This window comes from Marinomonas communis (assembly GCF_004363305.1).
In the GTDB taxonomy this organism is placed as follows: Bacteria; Pseudomonadota; Gammaproteobacteria; order Pseudomonadales; family Marinomonadaceae; genus Marinomonas; species Marinomonas communis.
The window spans coordinates 679,166-694,896 of record NZ_SNZA01000001.1 but is presented as its reverse complement, the minus strand read 5'-3'; the positions used below and the strand labels follow the sequence as shown (position 1 = coordinate 694,896).

Genomic DNA, 15,731 nt, shown 5'->3' with positions numbered 1-15,731 from the left:
AATACCTCCTTGTTTAGAGCAGTCTATGCCAATTTTAGTGTGAAACAGGGTGAATAACGGTACGTTCGCAACTTTGCGAGACAGTAATAGGATAGGAATTATGCGCAGCCATTATTGCGGCGAGTTAACAGCAAAAAATATTTCAGAAGAAGTCACTCTCTCCGGCTGGGTTCACCGTCGTCGAGATCACGGTGGTGTTATTTTCTTGGATCTACGTGATCGTGAAGGTATCACTCAGGTTGTATTCGATCCAGATCGTGCAGAAAGTTTTGCGCTGGCAGACAGCTGCCGTAGTGAATTCGTGGTGCAGATCAAGGGGCTTGTACGCGCGCGTCCAGAAGGCACTGTTAACCCAAACATGGTGACGGGGGAGATTGAAGTTTTAGGTCATGAACTTGAGATCCTTAACCGTGCGGCAACGCCTCCATTCCAGTTAGATGATCACCAAACTGTTGGTGAAGACATTCGTCTTAAGAATCGTTTTATCGATCTTCGTCGTCCAGAAATTCAACAGAAACTTCGTTTCCGTTCAAAAGTTACATCGGTGCTTCGTCGTTACCTAGATGAAAATGGCTTCCTAGACATTGAAACGCCAATTTTGACTCGTGCGACACCTGAAGGTGCACGTGACTACTTGGTGCCAAGTCGTACACATCAAGGTAGCTTCTTTGCTCTACCTCAGTCACCACAGTTGTTCAAGCAGCTGTTGATGGTGTCTGGTTTTGATCGCTACTACCAAATTGCAAAATGTTTCCGTGACGAAGATCTACGTGCTGACCGTCAGCCAGAATTTACTCAGATCGACTTAGAAACATCTTTCCTTGGCCAAGAAGAAATCATGTCTCTTACAGAAGGTATGATCTCTAATTTGTTCAAAGAGCTTAAAGACATCGACTTGGGTACTTTCCCGCGTATGCCTTTCTCTGAAGCGATGGAGAAATATGGTTCTGATAAGCCTGATCTTCGTATCCCGCTTACGATTGAAACAGTTTCTGATCTTATGACTGAAGTGGACTTCAAAGTCTTCTCTGGTCCTGCGTCAGATCCAAAAGGTCGTGTTGCTGCGCTTAAAGTGCCAGGTGGTAACTCACTGACTCGTAAACAAATCGACGAATACACTAAATTTGTCGGTATCTACGGTGCGAAAGGTCTTGCTTACATCAAGGTTAACGACAAGTCTGATCTTGAAGAAGGTCTTCAGTCTCCAATCGTTAAGTTCTTGCCAACAGAAGTTCGTCAAGCATTGCTAGATCGTGTTGAAGCGCAAGACGGCGATTTGATTTTCTTCGGTGCAGACAAAGAAAGCATTGTAAACGAAGCGCTAGGTGCGTTACGTTGCAAACTAGGTGCGGATCTTGATCTGTACACTTGTGAGTGGGCGCCGCTTTGGGTTGTTGACTTCCCAATGTTCGAAGAAACGCCAGATGGTGGTGTGACAGCTATTCACCACCCATTCACAGCACCTTCTTGTTCGCCTGAAGACCTGAAAGCTAACCCTCTAACGGCGCTTTCACAAGCATACGACATGGTGCTTAACGGTACTGAGCTTGGTGGTGGTTCGATTCGTATTCACCAAGCCGATATGCAGCAAACAGTATTTGAGTTGCTAAACATTTCTGCTGAAGAGCAAGAAGAGAAGTTTGGCTTCTTGCTAGATGCGCTTAAGTTTGGTGCGCCACCACATGGTGGTCTAGCGTTCGGTCTTGATCGTCTAGTGATGCTAATGACTGGTTCAGCTTCAATTCGTGATGTTATTGCTTTCCCTAAAACTCAAAGTGCTACGTGTCTTCTGACGCAAGCGCCGGGTGAAGTAAGTGATAAGCAGCTTAAAGAATTAAGTATCCGCGTGCGTAAGCCAGTTGCGGAATAATTGATCAAGTTCACAGCATGAATTTAAAAAGGGCCACTTCGTTGGCCCTTTTTTATTGCTTTGGATTGCAAAGTGTCGCGTAGCCTGTTGGAATATACAGTGTTTTGTAGGCTTGTTGTTAGGATATGTTTTGGCTCGGATTTTAGCAATTGACCCAGGCTCTCGATTAACAGGGTTTGGGGTGTTGGATTTTATCAACGGAAAAACTCATTACGTCACGAGTGGGTGTATCCGCTTGCCTGATGAAAACTTGGCAGTTCGTTTAAAACGGATTTATGAGTGTGTTAGTGATGTAATTGACGAATTTCGACCTAACGAATTTGCCATTGAAGAAGTTTTCTTGGCGAAAAATGCTAACTCTGCTTTGAAGCTTGGGCAGGCACGTGGTGCTGCGATTGTTGCCGCTGCAATGGCCGATTTACCAGTCTATGAATATGCCGCACGAAGAGTTAAGCAGTCTGTGGTGGGTAATGGTAACGCGGATAAAGAGCAGGTGCAGGCGATGGTTCAGTTGCTATTAAAGCTTGAGTCAACGCCACAGGCAGATGCTGCGGATGCTTTGGCCATCGCGTTATGTCATGTAAATACTCGCACTTCAGATGGCTTGGAGTATGGAGTTGGTAAGCGAGCAGGGCGCGCTTCAAAACGTTGGCAGTTATCAGATTTAAGGGTTAAATAATGATTGGGCGAATTGTTGGGACTTTGATAGAGAAATCTCCACCAGAATTGTTGGTTGATGTGAATGGTGTGGGTTATGAGGTGATGGCTTCAATGAGCACTATCTATGAGCTGCCTCCTGTTGGTCAAAATGTAATGCTTCATACGCATTTTCAGGTCAAGGAGGATTCTCAGTCTTTATTTGGGTTTGCGACAAAAGATGAACGGGCCTTGTTTAAGATTCTTATTAAGGTGAATGGAATCGGTCCGAAAATGGCGCTTTCTGTATTGTCTAGCATGTCAACATCGGAGTTAATTTTAGCGGTTCAAGAGTCGCAAGTGGATTCCCTGGTGAAAATACCGGGTGTTGGTAAACGAACTGCTGAGCGGCTAGTGGTTGAGCTTCGCGATAAACTTGGTACTGCGGCTAAACAGGATCTCTTTACTGAGCGTGCAGTCGTAGCTCAGGTTCAAACAGATCCTCGTCAGGAAGCTGAAGCAGCATTGGTGGCACTTGGTTACAAACCGCAAGAGGCTGCTCGTGTTATCGCGAAACTGCCGAAAGACAGTTCTGATAGTGAGACATTAATTAAAGCGGCTCTTAAGAGTATGTTGAAGTAATTTATGATTGAGCATGATCGAATAATTTCGCCTCAGGTAAGAGGTAGTGAAGGTCAAGTTGATAGGGCAATCCGTCCACAAAGTTTGGCTGAATATATTGGGCAACCTGTCGTGAAAGAGCAGATGGATATTTTTATACAAGCTGCGCGACAGCGAGGGGAGCCACTTGATCATTCGTTGATATTTGGGCCTCCAGGTCTTGGTAAAACTACTCTGGCAAACATTATCGCAAATGAGATGGGGGCAGAGATTAAAACCACTTCAGGCCCAGTTCTTGAACGCGCAGGCGATTTAGCGGCTTTGCTCACAAATCTTGAAGAGGGTGATGTTCTCTTTATTGATGAAATTCATCGGCTTAGTCCAGCGATTGAAGAAGTACTATATCCGGCGATGGAAGACTATCAGATCGACATTATGATCGGCGAGGGGCCTGCAGCTCGGTCTATAAAAATTGAAATACCGCCTTTCACTCTTGTGGGGGCGACGACTAGAGCGGGGTTGCTTACATCACCTTTACGCGATCGTTTCGGAATCGTGCAACGTTTAGAGTTTTATGATGTCCAATCACTGACTACAATCGTTAAGCGATCGGCGTCGAAGTTGGGGATTGACCTAGATGACTCTGGTTGCTTTGAAGTAGCACGCCGTTCGCGAGGAACACCTAGGATTGCCAATAGGCTTTTGCGTCGTGTCCGAGATGTCGCACAAGTGAGTGGTGAGTCTGTTGTTGGGCAAATAGTTGCTCAACGTGCCTTAGATATGTTAAGTGTAGATAATCAAGGCTTTGATCATCTTGATCGACGTATGTTGTTGACTATGATAGAAAAGTTTGATGGTCGCCCAGTGGGGCTTGACAGTATTGCAGCAGCCGTGGGTGAAGATAAAGACACAATTGAAGATGTCATCGAACCGTTCTTAATTCAGCAGGGTTTTGTGATTCGTACGCCACGCGGAAGACAAGTGACTAAACGTGCATACGAACATTTTGACTACCAGCTACCGAAAGATTTTGACTAAAGGAATCTAAACACATGTCCATTTGGGGCTTAATTTTAAATGCCAGCTTTGTTGTTCAGTTGGTAATGTTAACGCTTTTACTTGCATCAGTTTTTTCATGGGTGGTGATCTTCCAGCGGAAGCGAGTGCTTGGCCGTGCTAAGAAAGTGAGACGTAACTTTGAAGATCAATTTTGGTCTGGGATCGACCTGAGTAATTTATATCGCCAACTAACAGTTGATGGACGCAAGGTTGAAGGCATGGAGAATATCTTTGCTGCTGGGATTAAAGAGTTCACACGCTTACGTCAAAATGGAACGGTTGAGGCGGATGCAATTATTGAAGGTGTTGATAGAGCGATGCGTGTGGCCTTGTATCGTGAAGAGGAGCGCCTTGATCAGCATCTACCCTTCTTAGCAACTGTCGGCTCAATTAGTCCTTACGTTGGCCTATTTGGAACAGTTTGGGGGATTATGCACGCTTTTATCGGTTTGGCTGAAGTGCAGCAAGCCACGCTAGCAACTGTTGCTCCGGGTATTGCTGAAGCACTTATTGCAACGGCGATTGGTCTGGCTGCAGCGATCCCTGCGGTGGTGGCCTATAACCGCTTTTCGTCTACTGCTGATTCGCTGGCTTCCAGTTATGAGAATTTTGCCAATGAGTTTAGTAGTGTGTTGTACCGTAAAGTGCATGTTCGTGAAGGGAATTAATCATGCCTTCTAGACGTCGTATTAAGCACCGCAAGCCAGTATCTGAGATCAATGTTGTGCCTTACATTGATGTGATGCTGGTGCTTTTAGTGATCTTTATGATCACTGCACCAATGCTAACTCAAGGTGTTGACGTTGAGTTACCAAATGCGAACGCAGCGCCTATCCAGAATGATGATACAGATGTTCTGATTGCTTCAGTTGATAAAGACGGAAGCTATTACATTGACATAGGTGGAGAGCAAAGTGCGATTTCGTTGAATGATTTAAAGGAAAGAGTACAAAAGGTTCTTGCTCAGAACCCAAGACTTCCAATACTGGTTCGTGGTGATAAAAACGTTCCGTATGGTCAGGTTGTTGGCTTAATGGTTGCTCTTCAGGGAGCTGGCGCGCCGAATGTTGGTTTGGTAACGGAGCCAGAGTAAGCAATGAAGTTTACTGATAAAGACAGCTATTCATTGCCTGTGGTACTGGCGGTAGGTTTACACGTTGCTGTGCTTGTAGGCGGTGCAATAATAGCTGGGCTTACTCAGAGTGCCCCTGAGCCGCCAAAGCGTCCTCCTATCGTTAATGCAACCATCATTGATGTATCCGATACTGTTATCGGTCAGCGTGAAGCAGAAGAGAGGCGTGCGGCGGATGCCGCCGTAAAGGCGCAGCAAGAGGCAAAAAGAAAAGCCCAAGAGGAAGCCAAGCGCCAAGCTGAAAAGGCAGCTCTAGAAAAACAGAAGCGGGAAGCTGAAGTTACCCGTCAGAAGCAAGAGCAGGCTCGACAAAAAGCAGAGGCAGAACGTAAGGCGGCGATAGAAAAGCAAAAGGCAGCTGAAGAAAAGGCTCGCCAGCAACGCATAGCAAAAGAAAAGCAAGCGGCAGAGGAAAAGGCTCGTCAGGAGCGTATTGCTAAAGAAAAGAAAGCGGCTGAAGAAAAAGCTCGTCAAGAGGCTGAGCGCAAGCGGAAGCAGGAATTAGAGCGTCAAAAAGCGGCTGAATTAGAAAGAAAGCGTAGAGCTGAAGAGCAAGCACGACAAGAAGCTGAACGACGCAAGCGTGCAGAGGAAGCGGTACAAAAAGCGGTTGCTGAGGAAGAGGCCCGCAGGCGTGAAGTGGAGGCTGGTCAGATGGTTCAGTCAATTAGTGGCTTGATTAATCAACGCATTACCAATGCATGGATTCGCCCACCCAGTGCACGCAATGGTATGAAAACACTCTTGCGCATTAACTTTTTACCTAATGGTGAAGTGGCGGATGTTCAAGTGTTGAAAGGGAGTGGTAATGGTACGTTTGATAAATATGCGGTGGATGCTGTATACAAAGTTGGACGAATCGAAGAGTTGGCTGACATAGAGTCTTACATATTTGAACGTAACTTTAGACAAGTTGATTTGTTGTTTAACCCACAAGATTTGAGAAACTGATGAAAAGAAACATTGTGTTTGCCCTTTTGGTGGCATGCTTGGTTGCTGCGATCCCTGCTAGGGCTCAGCTGGTGATTGAAATTACGAGTGGTTCGGATCAATTGTTGCCAATTGCTGTGGTGCCATTTGGTTATTCTGGTGCTTCGCCTTTACCTGAAGATATAGCAGGTATCGTTGATGCCGACCTGCAACGAAGTGGTGTTTTTGAAACCATTCCACGTGCCAATATGTTGAGTCTGCCAAGTACTTCGGAAAATGTCTTTTATCGAGATTGGCGTTTGCTTAAGGCTGATTATGTATTGGTTGGCAATGTGGCAAATAATGGTAATGGTACTTACCGTGTGAGCTACGAACTACTAAATGTTCTTACTCAAGCGCGAGTTGGTAAGCGTGAAGCGTTAGATGTTAAGCCGAGTAATTTCAGAGATGCTGCGCATTTTATTAGCGACAAAGTATATGAGCAGTTGACGGGGATTCGTGGTGCCTTTAGCACTCGAATTCTTTATGTGACGGCGGAGGGTAGTAAATCTGCTCCAACGTATAAATTGCAGGTTGCTGATGCAGATGGCTATCGCCCTCAGGTGATTGTTAGCTCCAAGGAGCCGATTTTATCGCCATCGTGGAGTCGTGATGGCCGCAAAATCGCATATGTAATGTTTCGTAACCGACGTCCAAGTATCTTTATTCAAGAGTTGGCCACAGGTAAACAGCAGCAATTAACTCAGTTTCGTGGCCTAAACGGGGCCCCAGCGTGGTCCCCGGACGGTAGCAAGCTTGCACTCGTTTTGTCTAAAGATAATAACCCAGAGATTTATACATTAGATATAGCGACTAGACAGCTTGAGCGAATGACAAATCATTACTCAATTGACACTGAGCCGAGCTGGGAACCGGATGGTAAAGGTATTATCTTTACTTCAGATCGAGGCGGTAACCCTCAGATTTACCGTTTAGATGTTCGAACTAAAAATGTTGAGCGAGTTACTTTTGAAGGTGAGCTAAATACACGTGCCAGACTGACTCCGGACGGTCGTTATTTGGTAACGGTTCAAAAGAATGATGGAAACTACCATGTTGCCTTGCAAGACATGAATACGGGTCGTGTGCAAGTGTTGACAGAAACCTACTTGGATGAATCACCAAGCATTGCGCCAAATGGTAGTATGGTTATGTACGCAACATCAGATAAAGGAAAGGGAATCCTTTCAGTTGTTTCTGTTGATGGCCTTGTTAAATATAGGCTACCATCAGCTGATGGGGATGTGCGTGAACCTGCTTGGTCTCCCTATTTTAATTAAAAAAGCACTTTTAAGGAGCTAATAATGAGTGTAACAAAACTAGGTAAGTTTGCAGTAATTGGTTTATCTGCTGCTTGGTTGGCTGGCTGTAGTACTACGGCGTCTGATTCTGATACTTCTGCTATGCAAACAGAAGGTGCGGAAACAAGCTCAACTGATTCTACATATGCAGCAGGCGAAGATGGTTCTTTAAACAGTGTAATCGTTGACGATCAGGCAGCAGCGCAAACAAGTGCAGACTTGCTTGCTGGTGTTGCGACGGTTTTCTACTTTGATTTCGATAAGTCTGTAGTGCGTCCTGAAGCTCGTGAAGCGCTAGCTAAGCATGCTCAGTTCCTAATGGAAAACCCAAGTGCGCGTATTGTTCTAGAAGGTCATGCTGATGAGCGCGGTACTCGTGAGTACAACATGGCGTTGGGTGAGCGTCGTGCGAAAGCGATCATGCGTTACCTAACAATCCAAGGTGTTCCAGCAGCACAAATCGAAACAGTAAGCTTCGGTGAAGAAGTGCCTGTGGCATTTGGTCACGACAACTCTTCTTGGCAGCTTAACCGTCGCGTAGAGGTTCGCTACGAGTAATGAGCACTCGTCTTAAGATAAGCTCCCTTGCATTGGCGCTGACATTGTCAGCGCCAATCGCAACAGCGAATACGTTGAATGGCATTCCCCCTAATGTTGCCGCAGACCTGTTATATCAGCTTGAGACACTTCAGCAAGAAGTTTCGCAGCTGCGTGGGCAAGTTGAACAGCAGCAATATGAGCTAAATAAGCTTAAGTCGCTGTCTAAGGATCGTTATATTGATCTTGATAAGCGTGTGTCAGGCCTTGCTACTCAGGCGCAAGCAGCTCCAGTTATTGCCCCGACTGGCTCAAATGTCCAAACTGCTGATTCAACTGCAACAGTAGCAGCTCCCACAGCAACGGTTGCTCCACTAGCGGCTGCCCCTGTTCGCCCAGTTAAATTGGAAGAACCAACTTCAGAAGCACGAGCGGCATACAATTCTGCTTACGAGTTAATTCGTAATAAAAAGTTTGAAGAAGCGCAGTCGGCTTACAGAAGTTATGTCACTAGTTATCCTAATAACAGTCTAACCGGCAATGCTCATTATTGGTTGGGTGAGTTGGCGCTTGTGTTGGGGAATCAAGGTGAGGCGCTGGTTCAATTTAAAACAGTGCAGGATTCTTTTGCAGGTCATTCCAAAGTGCCTGATGCGATTTATAAGCTAGGTATTGTTAATGATCAATTAGGTAATCAGAGCCTTGCTAAAGAGTTCTTTCAACGCGTTATTAGTCAGTACCCAGAATCAAACTCTGCGGCCCTTGCGACTAATTATTTGAATAATATGAAATAATTGCTTGCATTCTCCAGTGACCACTGTAATATACGCGCCCGTTGGGTCGTTAGCTCAGTTGGTAGAGCAGTTGACTTTTAATCAATTGGTCACTGGTTCGAATCCAGTACGACCCACCAACTCTTCCTTGTTTAGTGATAATGGGTCGTTAGCTCAGTTGGTAGAGCAGTTGACTTTTAATCAATTGGTCACTGGTTCGAATCCAGTACGACCCACCATCACTCCAACATTGCCCATTTCTAAGGGGTTTTCAAATGTCTGAATTAGTTGACAAAGTAGCATTACGCGACACAGTTCAGAAGTATCTATCTGAAGCAGAAGAATCTCTAAAAAAACCTGTGGTTGATAACCAGGATTTGCGAGACGAAATCAAGGCGCTTCTGAAAGAAAAAGATGCCGTTCTGGTAGCGCATTATTACACCGAAGATGCAATTCAAGAGCTAGCAGAAGAAACCGGTGGTGTTATTGCTGACTCTTTAGAAATGGCTCGATTTGGTGCCGAGCACCCAGCTAAAACGCTGGTCGTTGCTGGCGTTAAATTTATGGGTGAAACATCTAAAATACTCAGTCCAGAAAAAACAGTATTGATGCCGACTCTGGAAGCAACATGTTCGTTAGATATTGGTTGCCCGGAAGAAGAGTTTTCTAAGTTTTGCGATGAGCACCCTGATCGAACAGTCGTTGTTTATGCTAATACCTCTGCGGCAGTTAAAGCGCGTGCTGATTGGGTGGTAACTTCAGCCATAGCATTAGATGTTGTTCAGCACTTAAGTGACCAAGGTGAAAAAATAATCTGGGCTCCTGATCAGCATTTGGGGCGTTATGTTCAGTCTCAAACTGGTGCAGACGTTCTGTTGTGGGATGGGGCTTGTATTGTGCATGAGGAATTTAAGGCGAAGGGGATTCATGACCTTAAAGCCATATATCCTGATGCTGCTGTGCTAGTGCACCCGGAATCGCCTGAATCGGTCGTTGAAATCGCTGATGTGGTCGGATCCACTTCGCAGCTATTAAAAGCTAGTAAAGAGCTGTCAAACCAGACTTTCATTGTGGCGACTGATCGTGGCATTTTTTACAAGATGAAGCAGGCTTCACCTGAAAAGCGCTTCGTAGAGGCCCCTACTGCTGGCTCAGGTGCTACTTGTCGTAGTTGTGCGCACTGTCCTTGGATGGCTCTGAATTCATTGGAGCTTTTACGAGATGCTCTGCGTGATGGTACGGGTGAGATCTTTGTTGATGAGCAAGTGCGAGTTAAAGGTCTGATTCCTTTGCAGCGTATGCTGGACTTTAAAAAGTCTTCTTAAAGTACCTTCGTATTGGTTTACATAAGAAAGCAGCCATTTGGCTGCTTTTTTTGTGTCTAGTCTAATCGTTGGCTCTTTTGTGACTCTTGGATTGTTTCAAGTCTATTTAGGGTCTTTTGGATTTCGGCTTTCTGAATGCCATCGCTTTGTTTCAAAGCACGATTTATGAGGTGCAAGGCAGGCTTGTCTTGGCCTAATTCGTATTGCAAAAGTGCGTGACTATATAGGGCGTAAGATGAATTATTATTCTTCCGAGCCAAAGCGATGTTATGTCGCAACGCCATTCTTTTTTCATAGCTTAAGCTGTCTTGGTCCATTTTTAGGTATTGGCCATTGGTGCTAAGCTGTCCCGCTAAATAGATAAAGCTCAAATTGTTGGGGGCAAGTAGTAAACGTTTGTTTATTACTTCTTGCGCTTGAGATATTTGATTTGTGCTTAGCAAGATCAAACTGTTTAAGTAATCAACAAACTCATTTGAAGTGTTAACTTTTCTTATGTTTTCTTCAGCACGCTGCTCGTAGTGCATTAGTAGCTCCGCGAGAGCTAAAGCAAAATGTTGCTCGTCATTGGAGCGAATGTTTCTGTCTATGAACTCCTGATATCCATTACCCTCCAGTGTGGCGCGATAAGCTAATAGTGTTGCCCTAAAAAAGCGAAACTCTTCTGATGATGGTTGATAAAGTATAGACGTTTGCTGTTGGGCAGTAAGGCTGTCACTAAGGCGGCTCTGAGGAAGTGGGTGGGTGGAAAGGAATTCAATACGCTGGCTTCCCATGGCTTGTTTTTGTAATCCGGCTAAAAGATCATTCATGCCAATGGTAGATTGGCCGCTCTGTTCAAGCAATTCACGGCCTCGCCTGTCGGCTTCCTGCTCATGTTCGCGCGAGTTTTGAAGCATATTCTCCGCTTGGTTTGCCATGCCTCCTAGCCACAAGGCAGAGGTGGTCTCTCCATCACCAGCTGCGGCTGTAGCAACGCCTGCTAACATCAATAGCAGTGCTTTGGCTTGCTCGTTTTTCTGGTTTTCAACTGAGCGCTGGTAATGGTGCAATTCCAAGTGAGAGATTTCATGGGCCAAGAGTCCCATGAAAGAGCTTTCGGTATTAATAAGTTTGAGGATGTCAGAATAGATGAAAAGGTGGTTGCCTGGTATTACAAAAGCATTTGTCTGAGAGCTGTTTAAGATAGCAAAATCTATTGTTTTGTTGTTCATGCCCGTGTGAGGGACAAGGGTCGATATGGCCTCTCTAAGATAGTTGTAAGCAGGTGGAAACTCCATAAGTCCAGAGCTTCCATTTAGCTTTCTGAACCAATACTGTCCTAGTATATAGCTTGGATTGGAGAGACTTCTCTCATTCTCGTAGCGGGCTAAATCAGGGAGTTCATTTTGCTCTGCAATGCTGGATATTGACAGTGAAAGTAAGCAAAGTGAGATAAGTAGCTTGCTGATTTGTAAAAAAAAATGTCTCATAGTGGCCTGAGTTCAAAAGCGGGATCAAAAATGCTAGATGAAAAGCAGTATGACGTAATCCTAGATGCAAAAGAAGAGCGATGTCCAATGCCTTTACTTAAGTTGAAGCTTGCGTTGGCGAAAATGTCCGAAGGTGAAACGATATGTGTTTATGCCACTGACTCGGGTTCGCTGCGAGATATACCGCATTTTCTTTCATTAGTGGGGTTACCCTTACTCCAGCAAGGTGAGCTAGAGGGAACTTTTTTCTTTGTGACATGTAAACGAGAGCTGTAATTAATGATTCGCATACTAGATAACCTAATGACTCGTTATTTAAGTAACGAAGAAGTCGTAATCTTTATCCTGCTGCTCATTTCAACGCTGTTGGTGGTGGCGTTCTGGGGAGGAATCCTAGCGCCTGTTTTCATTGCGGTGGTCTTTGCGTTTTTGCTGCAAGGGCTTATTGGTCGATGTAAGAAGCTGGGCTTGAGTCACAATTTAGCCGTTAGCCTCGTTTTTGTGAGCTTTGTGACAGTTTGTGGTGCTTTTATCGGGGTGATGGTGCCGATTATCTGGCGACAGGCCGTTCGCTTCGTTAATGATTTGCCGAGAATGTTTTCGGATTTGCAGGGCTTTGTTCAAGCGTTAGCGCAGGAACATTCTGCTTATGTTAGCCAAGCGGCCGTCGATGAAGTGGTGAATGTTCTGGCTGCTGAAGCGGCAACCGTTGGCCAATGGTTATTGTCTTACTCTTTAACCAGTATTCCATCACTGTTTTCTTTGATGCTGTACTTAGTGCTGGTTCCTTTGGTGATGTTTTTCTTGCTAAAGGATCAGCATCAGATTATGTCATACATGACATCTTGGTTGCCTAAAGAGAGACAGATGATTCGCGATATCTCCCATGAAATGAATGATCAAATTGCTAATTATATTCGCGGCAAGGTGATCGAGATGATTGTAGTGGGTGTGGTTACCTTTATTGTTTTTTGGTTTTTTGATCTGCGTTATTCCGCTTTGTTAGCTTTGCTAGTAGGGTTATCTGTGCTGATTCCATACATTGGTGCAGCGGCGGTAACGATACCTGTTGTATTGGTTGCGTTTTATCAGTTTGGTGCTGCAAATGAGTTTTGGTATGTGTTTGTTGCCTACCTTGTTGTGCAGGCTCTTGATGGCAATGTTTTGGTTCCACTGCTGTTTTCTGAGGCGGTAAATTTACATCCTTTGGCAATCATTATTGCTGTGCTCTTTTTCGGTGGAATTTGGGGGTTTTGGGGCGTGTTTTTCGCGATACCGCTGGCAACATTAGTGAAAGCTATTATAAATGCTTGGCCCAGGGTTCATGATCAGCAACTCCTAGTTGGGAAGCCCGCCAAGGATTAATTAAAAAAGCCCAGTTTTTGACTGGGCTTTTTATTTTGATGTCTACTGGTTACAGGATCTGTGCGGTATGGTCTTTTGTTTTAACTTTCTCAATGATGTTTTCAATGTTGCCTTGCTCATCAATGATAAAGGTAGTGCGCACTGTGCCCATGTATTCTTTGCCCATGAACTTCTTTAGTTGCCAAGTGCCATACAATTCGTGAACGGATTTGTCTTCATCCGAGATAAGAGTGAATGGAAGCTCGTTTTTATTGATAAAGTTTTGATGGCGCTTTTCGCTGTCAGGGCTGATACCTAGTACCACATATCCTGCATCTGTTAGCTCTTGGTGGTGATCACGTAGGTTGCATGCTTGCGCCGTACACCCAGGAGTGGAATCTTTTGGATAGAAGTAAAGTACGACTTTTTTTCCACGAAATTCACTCAGCGTGATAGGGTTGCCATGTTGGTCTTTTGAAGTGAAATCAGGGGCTTCTTGTCCAATTGTTAAGCTCATTTTTGGCTCCATTATCATGTTTATGTTTGGCACTCTTACGTATTGAAGTGTCAAATTGGATGCTAAGTGTACTTGATAACGTGTAAGGACTAAATATTGCCTTCTTGTTGTGTTGTATAGGGGGTACGTGAGCGGTAGACTATGCACGCTTAAATCAATGTGGAGATGTAGGAATGATTACTGGAAGTTTAGTGGCGCTTATCACACCAATGAAGTCCGATGGCAGCATCGATAAGCAAAAGCTAGATGAACTTGTAGAGTACCATGTTGCAGCCGGTACACACGGCATTGTTGCAGTGGGAACAACAGGCGAATCCGCCACATTGACTTATGACGAACATGCGAATGTAATTCGCCAAGTGGTCCAGAAGGTGAATGGTAGGATTCCTGTGATTGCCGGTACAGGTGCAAACTCTACACATGAGGCCATTGATCTTACACAGCGAGCAAAAGAAGCGGGTGCGGACGCTTGTCTATTAGTGGTGCCATACTACAATCGCCCAACTCAAGAAGGCTTGTTCTTGCACTTTAAAGCCATTGCTGAAGCTGTCGACATTCCTCAAATTCTGTACAACGTTCCAGGCCGTACAGCTTGTGATATGAGTAATGAGACGGTTCTACGTTTAACATCTATTCCTAACATCGTAGGGATTAAAGATGCTACTGGTGACTTAGAGCGAGCAAAAGAACTGATCAATGCCGTACCGGAAACGTTTGCTGTATATTCTGGTGATGATCCAACGGCTGTGGGTTTAATGTTGCTGGGCGGTAAAGGTAATATTTCCGTTACAGCTAACGTTGCCCCTTCACAAGTTGCAAAAGCTGCAGAGCTTGCCATCGCTGGTGATGCTGAAGCAGCACATGAGGTCGATGCAGGGATCAAAGGTTTACATAAGTCCCTGTTTGTAGAGCCGAATCCAATCCCAGTTAAATGGGCCGCAGCGCAACTAGGTTTATGTGAAAACGCTATTCGACTTCCACTTACACCGCTTTCAGAGCAGTACTTTGCAGAAGTTTCTGCAGCTCTTGATGCCGCTGGAGTATCTAAATAATGTCAATTAAACAGAAAAAAACTCAGTTAGTTTTAGGTGGTTTATTTTCAGTCGTTGTTTTATCTGGCTGTTCCAATTTGGTCACAGATCATGGGTTAGATTATCAAACAGCAGAAAGTAGCGATGTTGAGTTGGAATTACCCGCTGGCCGATACGACATTTCAGATAAAATGATCATTCCTAATGAAGATCGTGTGGCCGCTTTAAATGCAACAGGTGAATTTGAAGCTCCTAGAGCTCCAAAACCCTTTTTATCTATGGCCTACGTGCCGATGGTGTTTGGCCAGTATCAAGTGACTTATCAAATTCCTGCTTCGCTTGAGCAGTCTAAGAAACTGATTACGGACTACTTCTCGTCCCTAAGTGGCGAGGAAGTTGTGTTTAATTCCGTGAGTGATGCGCAGCTGGTCAGTGCACCTATTCAGCTTGATAGCCAAGGAAGCTTGGCAAAATTGTGGAGCAGCATTACACGATTAAAGCCGACTCAATATCGAGTAACAGCGAACTTTGCTCAGCAGAGTGCAGCTGTTGATGTCAGCGTTTCGGTTGTTGCTATTGACGCAGAGGGCCGTGAAGAAAACGTCGATCTAACATTAAATGAAACTATTGCTTCACAAATGGTGAATGCATGGTCTCATATGTCACGAGATTTAACGGTCGAAACAGTGCTTTTGTCCAACCAAAGCAAAGAACCAGTGCTAAAATCTCGCATTTGGACCAATCGAGACGATAAGTTGGCGCTGTACTTAGGCAAAGAGGCGGATGCCGCTTCAGTAGATCAGTACATCCGTTCAACTTCTGGTATTCATATTACTAATGACATGCCTAAAGAGCTGGCATTAGTTCCGCAAAACGAATTGGCAAAAGTAGGCGATATTGTTGATTTTAAAGTGCCTCTAGGTGCACTTTCGGAAAATAAAGATGTGATTCTTTTTAAAGTGCGTCGTCGCAATCTTGACGATGTGCCATGGACGGAACGTAGCTATCCATATCAGTTGATTCGTCAACAGGAAGGCTACTTTTTAACGGTTGATACGTCTGCTACGGATAACCCAGCACTGACGTCATACCGCATCCTTTCGCTACTGGCGAAGTAATTAATCCCCTCACAGTATTAATTGGA

The 15,731-nt window shown here is 44.8% G+C and carries 17 protein-coding genes and 2 tRNA genes; 17 read left to right on the top strand and 2 right to left on the bottom strand.

The window, feature by feature from the left end:
• The first annotated feature begins 100 nt into the window (after positions 1 to 100).
• From aspS to nadA, 13 genes are all read left to right on the top strand, one after another.
• Entirely contained in the window at positions 101 to 1,870 is a 1,770-nt protein-coding gene (aspS, locus tag C8D85_RS03330; protein WP_133559931.1) for an aspartate--tRNA ligase, read from the top strand.
• Between the two features lie 130 nt (positions 1,871 to 2,000).
• Positions 2,001 to 2,549 carry a crossover junction endodeoxyribonuclease RuvC gene (gene ruvC / locus C8D85_RS03325; protein WP_133559930.1) on the top strand — a complete coding sequence of 183 codons (549 nt, stop codon included), beginning with the start codon at positions 2,001 to 2,003 and terminating at the stop codon, positions 2,547 to 2,549.
• Positions 2,549 to 3,148 (top strand): Holliday junction branch migration protein RuvA, encoded by a 600-nt coding sequence (ruvA, locus tag C8D85_RS03320; RefSeq protein ID WP_133559929.1) that lies wholly within the window; start codon positions 2,549 to 2,551, stop codon positions 3,146 to 3,148. The genes ruvC and ruvA overlap by 1 nt, the downstream gene beginning before the upstream one ends.
• A gap of 3 nt (positions 3,149 to 3,151) precedes the next feature.
• Positions 3,152 to 4,165: a Holliday junction branch migration DNA helicase RuvB gene (gene ruvB, locus C8D85_RS03315; protein ID WP_133559928.1), complete on the top strand. Its 1,014-nt coding sequence runs from the start codon at positions 3,152 to 3,154 to the stop codon at positions 4,163 to 4,165.
• Positions 4,166 to 4,179: 14 nt separating this feature from the next.
• Positions 4,180 to 4,854 (top strand): protein TolQ, encoded by a 675-nt coding sequence (gene tolQ, locus C8D85_RS03310; RefSeq protein ID WP_133559927.1) that lies wholly within the window; start codon positions 4,180 to 4,182, stop codon positions 4,852 to 4,854.
• 2 nt (positions 4,855 to 4,856) lie between these two features.
• On the top strand, positions 4,857 to 5,279 hold the full coding sequence (gene tolR, locus C8D85_RS03305) for a protein TolR (protein ID WP_133559926.1): 423 nt from the start codon (positions 4,857 to 4,859) through the stop codon (positions 5,277 to 5,279).
• A gap of 3 nt (positions 5,280 to 5,282) precedes the next feature.
• Positions 5,283 to 6,269, top strand: a complete 987-nt coding sequence (gene tolA / locus C8D85_RS03300; RefSeq protein ID WP_133559925.1) for a cell envelope integrity protein TolA — start codon at positions 5,283 to 5,285, stop codon at positions 6,267 to 6,269.
• Positions 6,269 to 7,567 carry a Tol-Pal system beta propeller repeat protein TolB gene (tolB, locus tag C8D85_RS03295; RefSeq protein WP_133559924.1) on the top strand — a complete coding sequence of 433 codons (1,299 nt, stop codon included), beginning with the start codon at positions 6,269 to 6,271 and terminating at the stop codon, positions 7,565 to 7,567. The genes tolA and tolB overlap by 1 nt, the downstream gene beginning before the upstream one ends.
• 24 nt (positions 7,568 to 7,591) lie before the next feature.
• Complete coding sequence (gene pal / locus C8D85_RS03290) at positions 7,592 to 8,146, top strand: peptidoglycan-associated lipoprotein Pal (protein WP_133559923.1); 555 nt, start codon at positions 7,592 to 7,594, stop codon at positions 8,144 to 8,146.
• A complete protein-coding gene (ybgF, locus tag C8D85_RS03285) occupies positions 8,146 to 8,919 on the top strand; it encodes a tol-pal system protein YbgF (protein ID WP_133559922.1) in 774 nt (257 codons plus the stop codon). Before pal ends, ybgF begins: the two co-directional genes overlap by 1 nt.
• Positions 8,920 to 8,962: 43 nt before the next feature.
• Positions 8,963 to 9,038 (top strand) — tRNA-Lys (locus C8D85_RS03280).
• A 23-nt stretch (positions 9,039 to 9,061) separates the two neighbouring features.
• Positions 9,062 to 9,137, top strand: a tRNA-Lys gene (locus tag C8D85_RS03275).
• A gap of 36 nt (positions 9,138 to 9,173) precedes the next feature.
• Entirely contained in the window at positions 9,174 to 10,223 is a 1,050-nt protein-coding gene (nadA, locus tag C8D85_RS03270) for a quinolinate synthase NadA (protein ID WP_133559921.1), read from the top strand.
• 56 nt (positions 10,224 to 10,279) lie between these two features.
• Here nadA and C8D85_RS03265 read toward each other — a convergent pair whose 3' ends face one another.
• The gene (locus C8D85_RS03265; RefSeq protein WP_162847529.1) at positions 10,280 to 11,503 is read right to left on the bottom strand and encodes a M48 family metallopeptidase; all 1,224 of its coding nucleotides are present in this window, start codon (positions 11,501 to 11,503) and stop codon (positions 10,280 to 10,282) included.
• A gap of 183 nt (positions 11,504 to 11,686) precedes the next feature.
• Between C8D85_RS03265 and C8D85_RS03260 the strand changes: the two genes are divergently transcribed.
• Positions 11,687 to 11,971, top strand: a complete 285-nt coding sequence (locus C8D85_RS03260) for a sulfurtransferase TusA family protein (RefSeq protein ID WP_273103679.1) — start codon at positions 11,687 to 11,689, stop codon at positions 11,969 to 11,971.
• A gap of 3 nt (positions 11,972 to 11,974) precedes the next feature.
• A complete protein-coding gene (locus tag C8D85_RS03255) occupies positions 11,975 to 13,060 on the top strand; it encodes an AI-2E family transporter (RefSeq protein WP_133559918.1) in 1,086 nt (361 codons plus the stop codon).
• Between the two features lie 49 nt (positions 13,061 to 13,109).
• Here C8D85_RS03255 and bcp read toward each other — a convergent pair whose 3' ends face one another.
• Positions 13,110 to 13,556 carry a thioredoxin-dependent thiol peroxidase gene (gene bcp / locus C8D85_RS03250; protein ID WP_133559917.1) on the bottom strand — a complete coding sequence of 149 codons (447 nt, stop codon included), beginning with the start codon at positions 13,554 to 13,556 and terminating at the stop codon, positions 13,110 to 13,112.
• A gap of 173 nt (positions 13,557 to 13,729) precedes the next feature.
• Between bcp and dapA the strand changes: the two genes are divergently transcribed.
• Both dapA and C8D85_RS03240 read left to right on the top strand, forming a co-directional pair.
• A complete protein-coding gene (dapA, locus tag C8D85_RS03245) occupies positions 13,730 to 14,608 on the top strand; it encodes a 4-hydroxy-tetrahydrodipicolinate synthase (RefSeq protein WP_133559916.1) in 879 nt (292 codons plus the stop codon).
• On the top strand, positions 14,608 to 15,705 hold the full coding sequence (locus C8D85_RS03240) for a hypothetical protein (protein WP_133559915.1): 1,098 nt from the start codon (positions 14,608 to 14,610) through the stop codon (positions 15,703 to 15,705). The genes dapA and C8D85_RS03240 overlap by 1 nt, the downstream gene beginning before the upstream one ends.
• Positions 15,706 to 15,731: the final 26 nt, after the last annotated feature.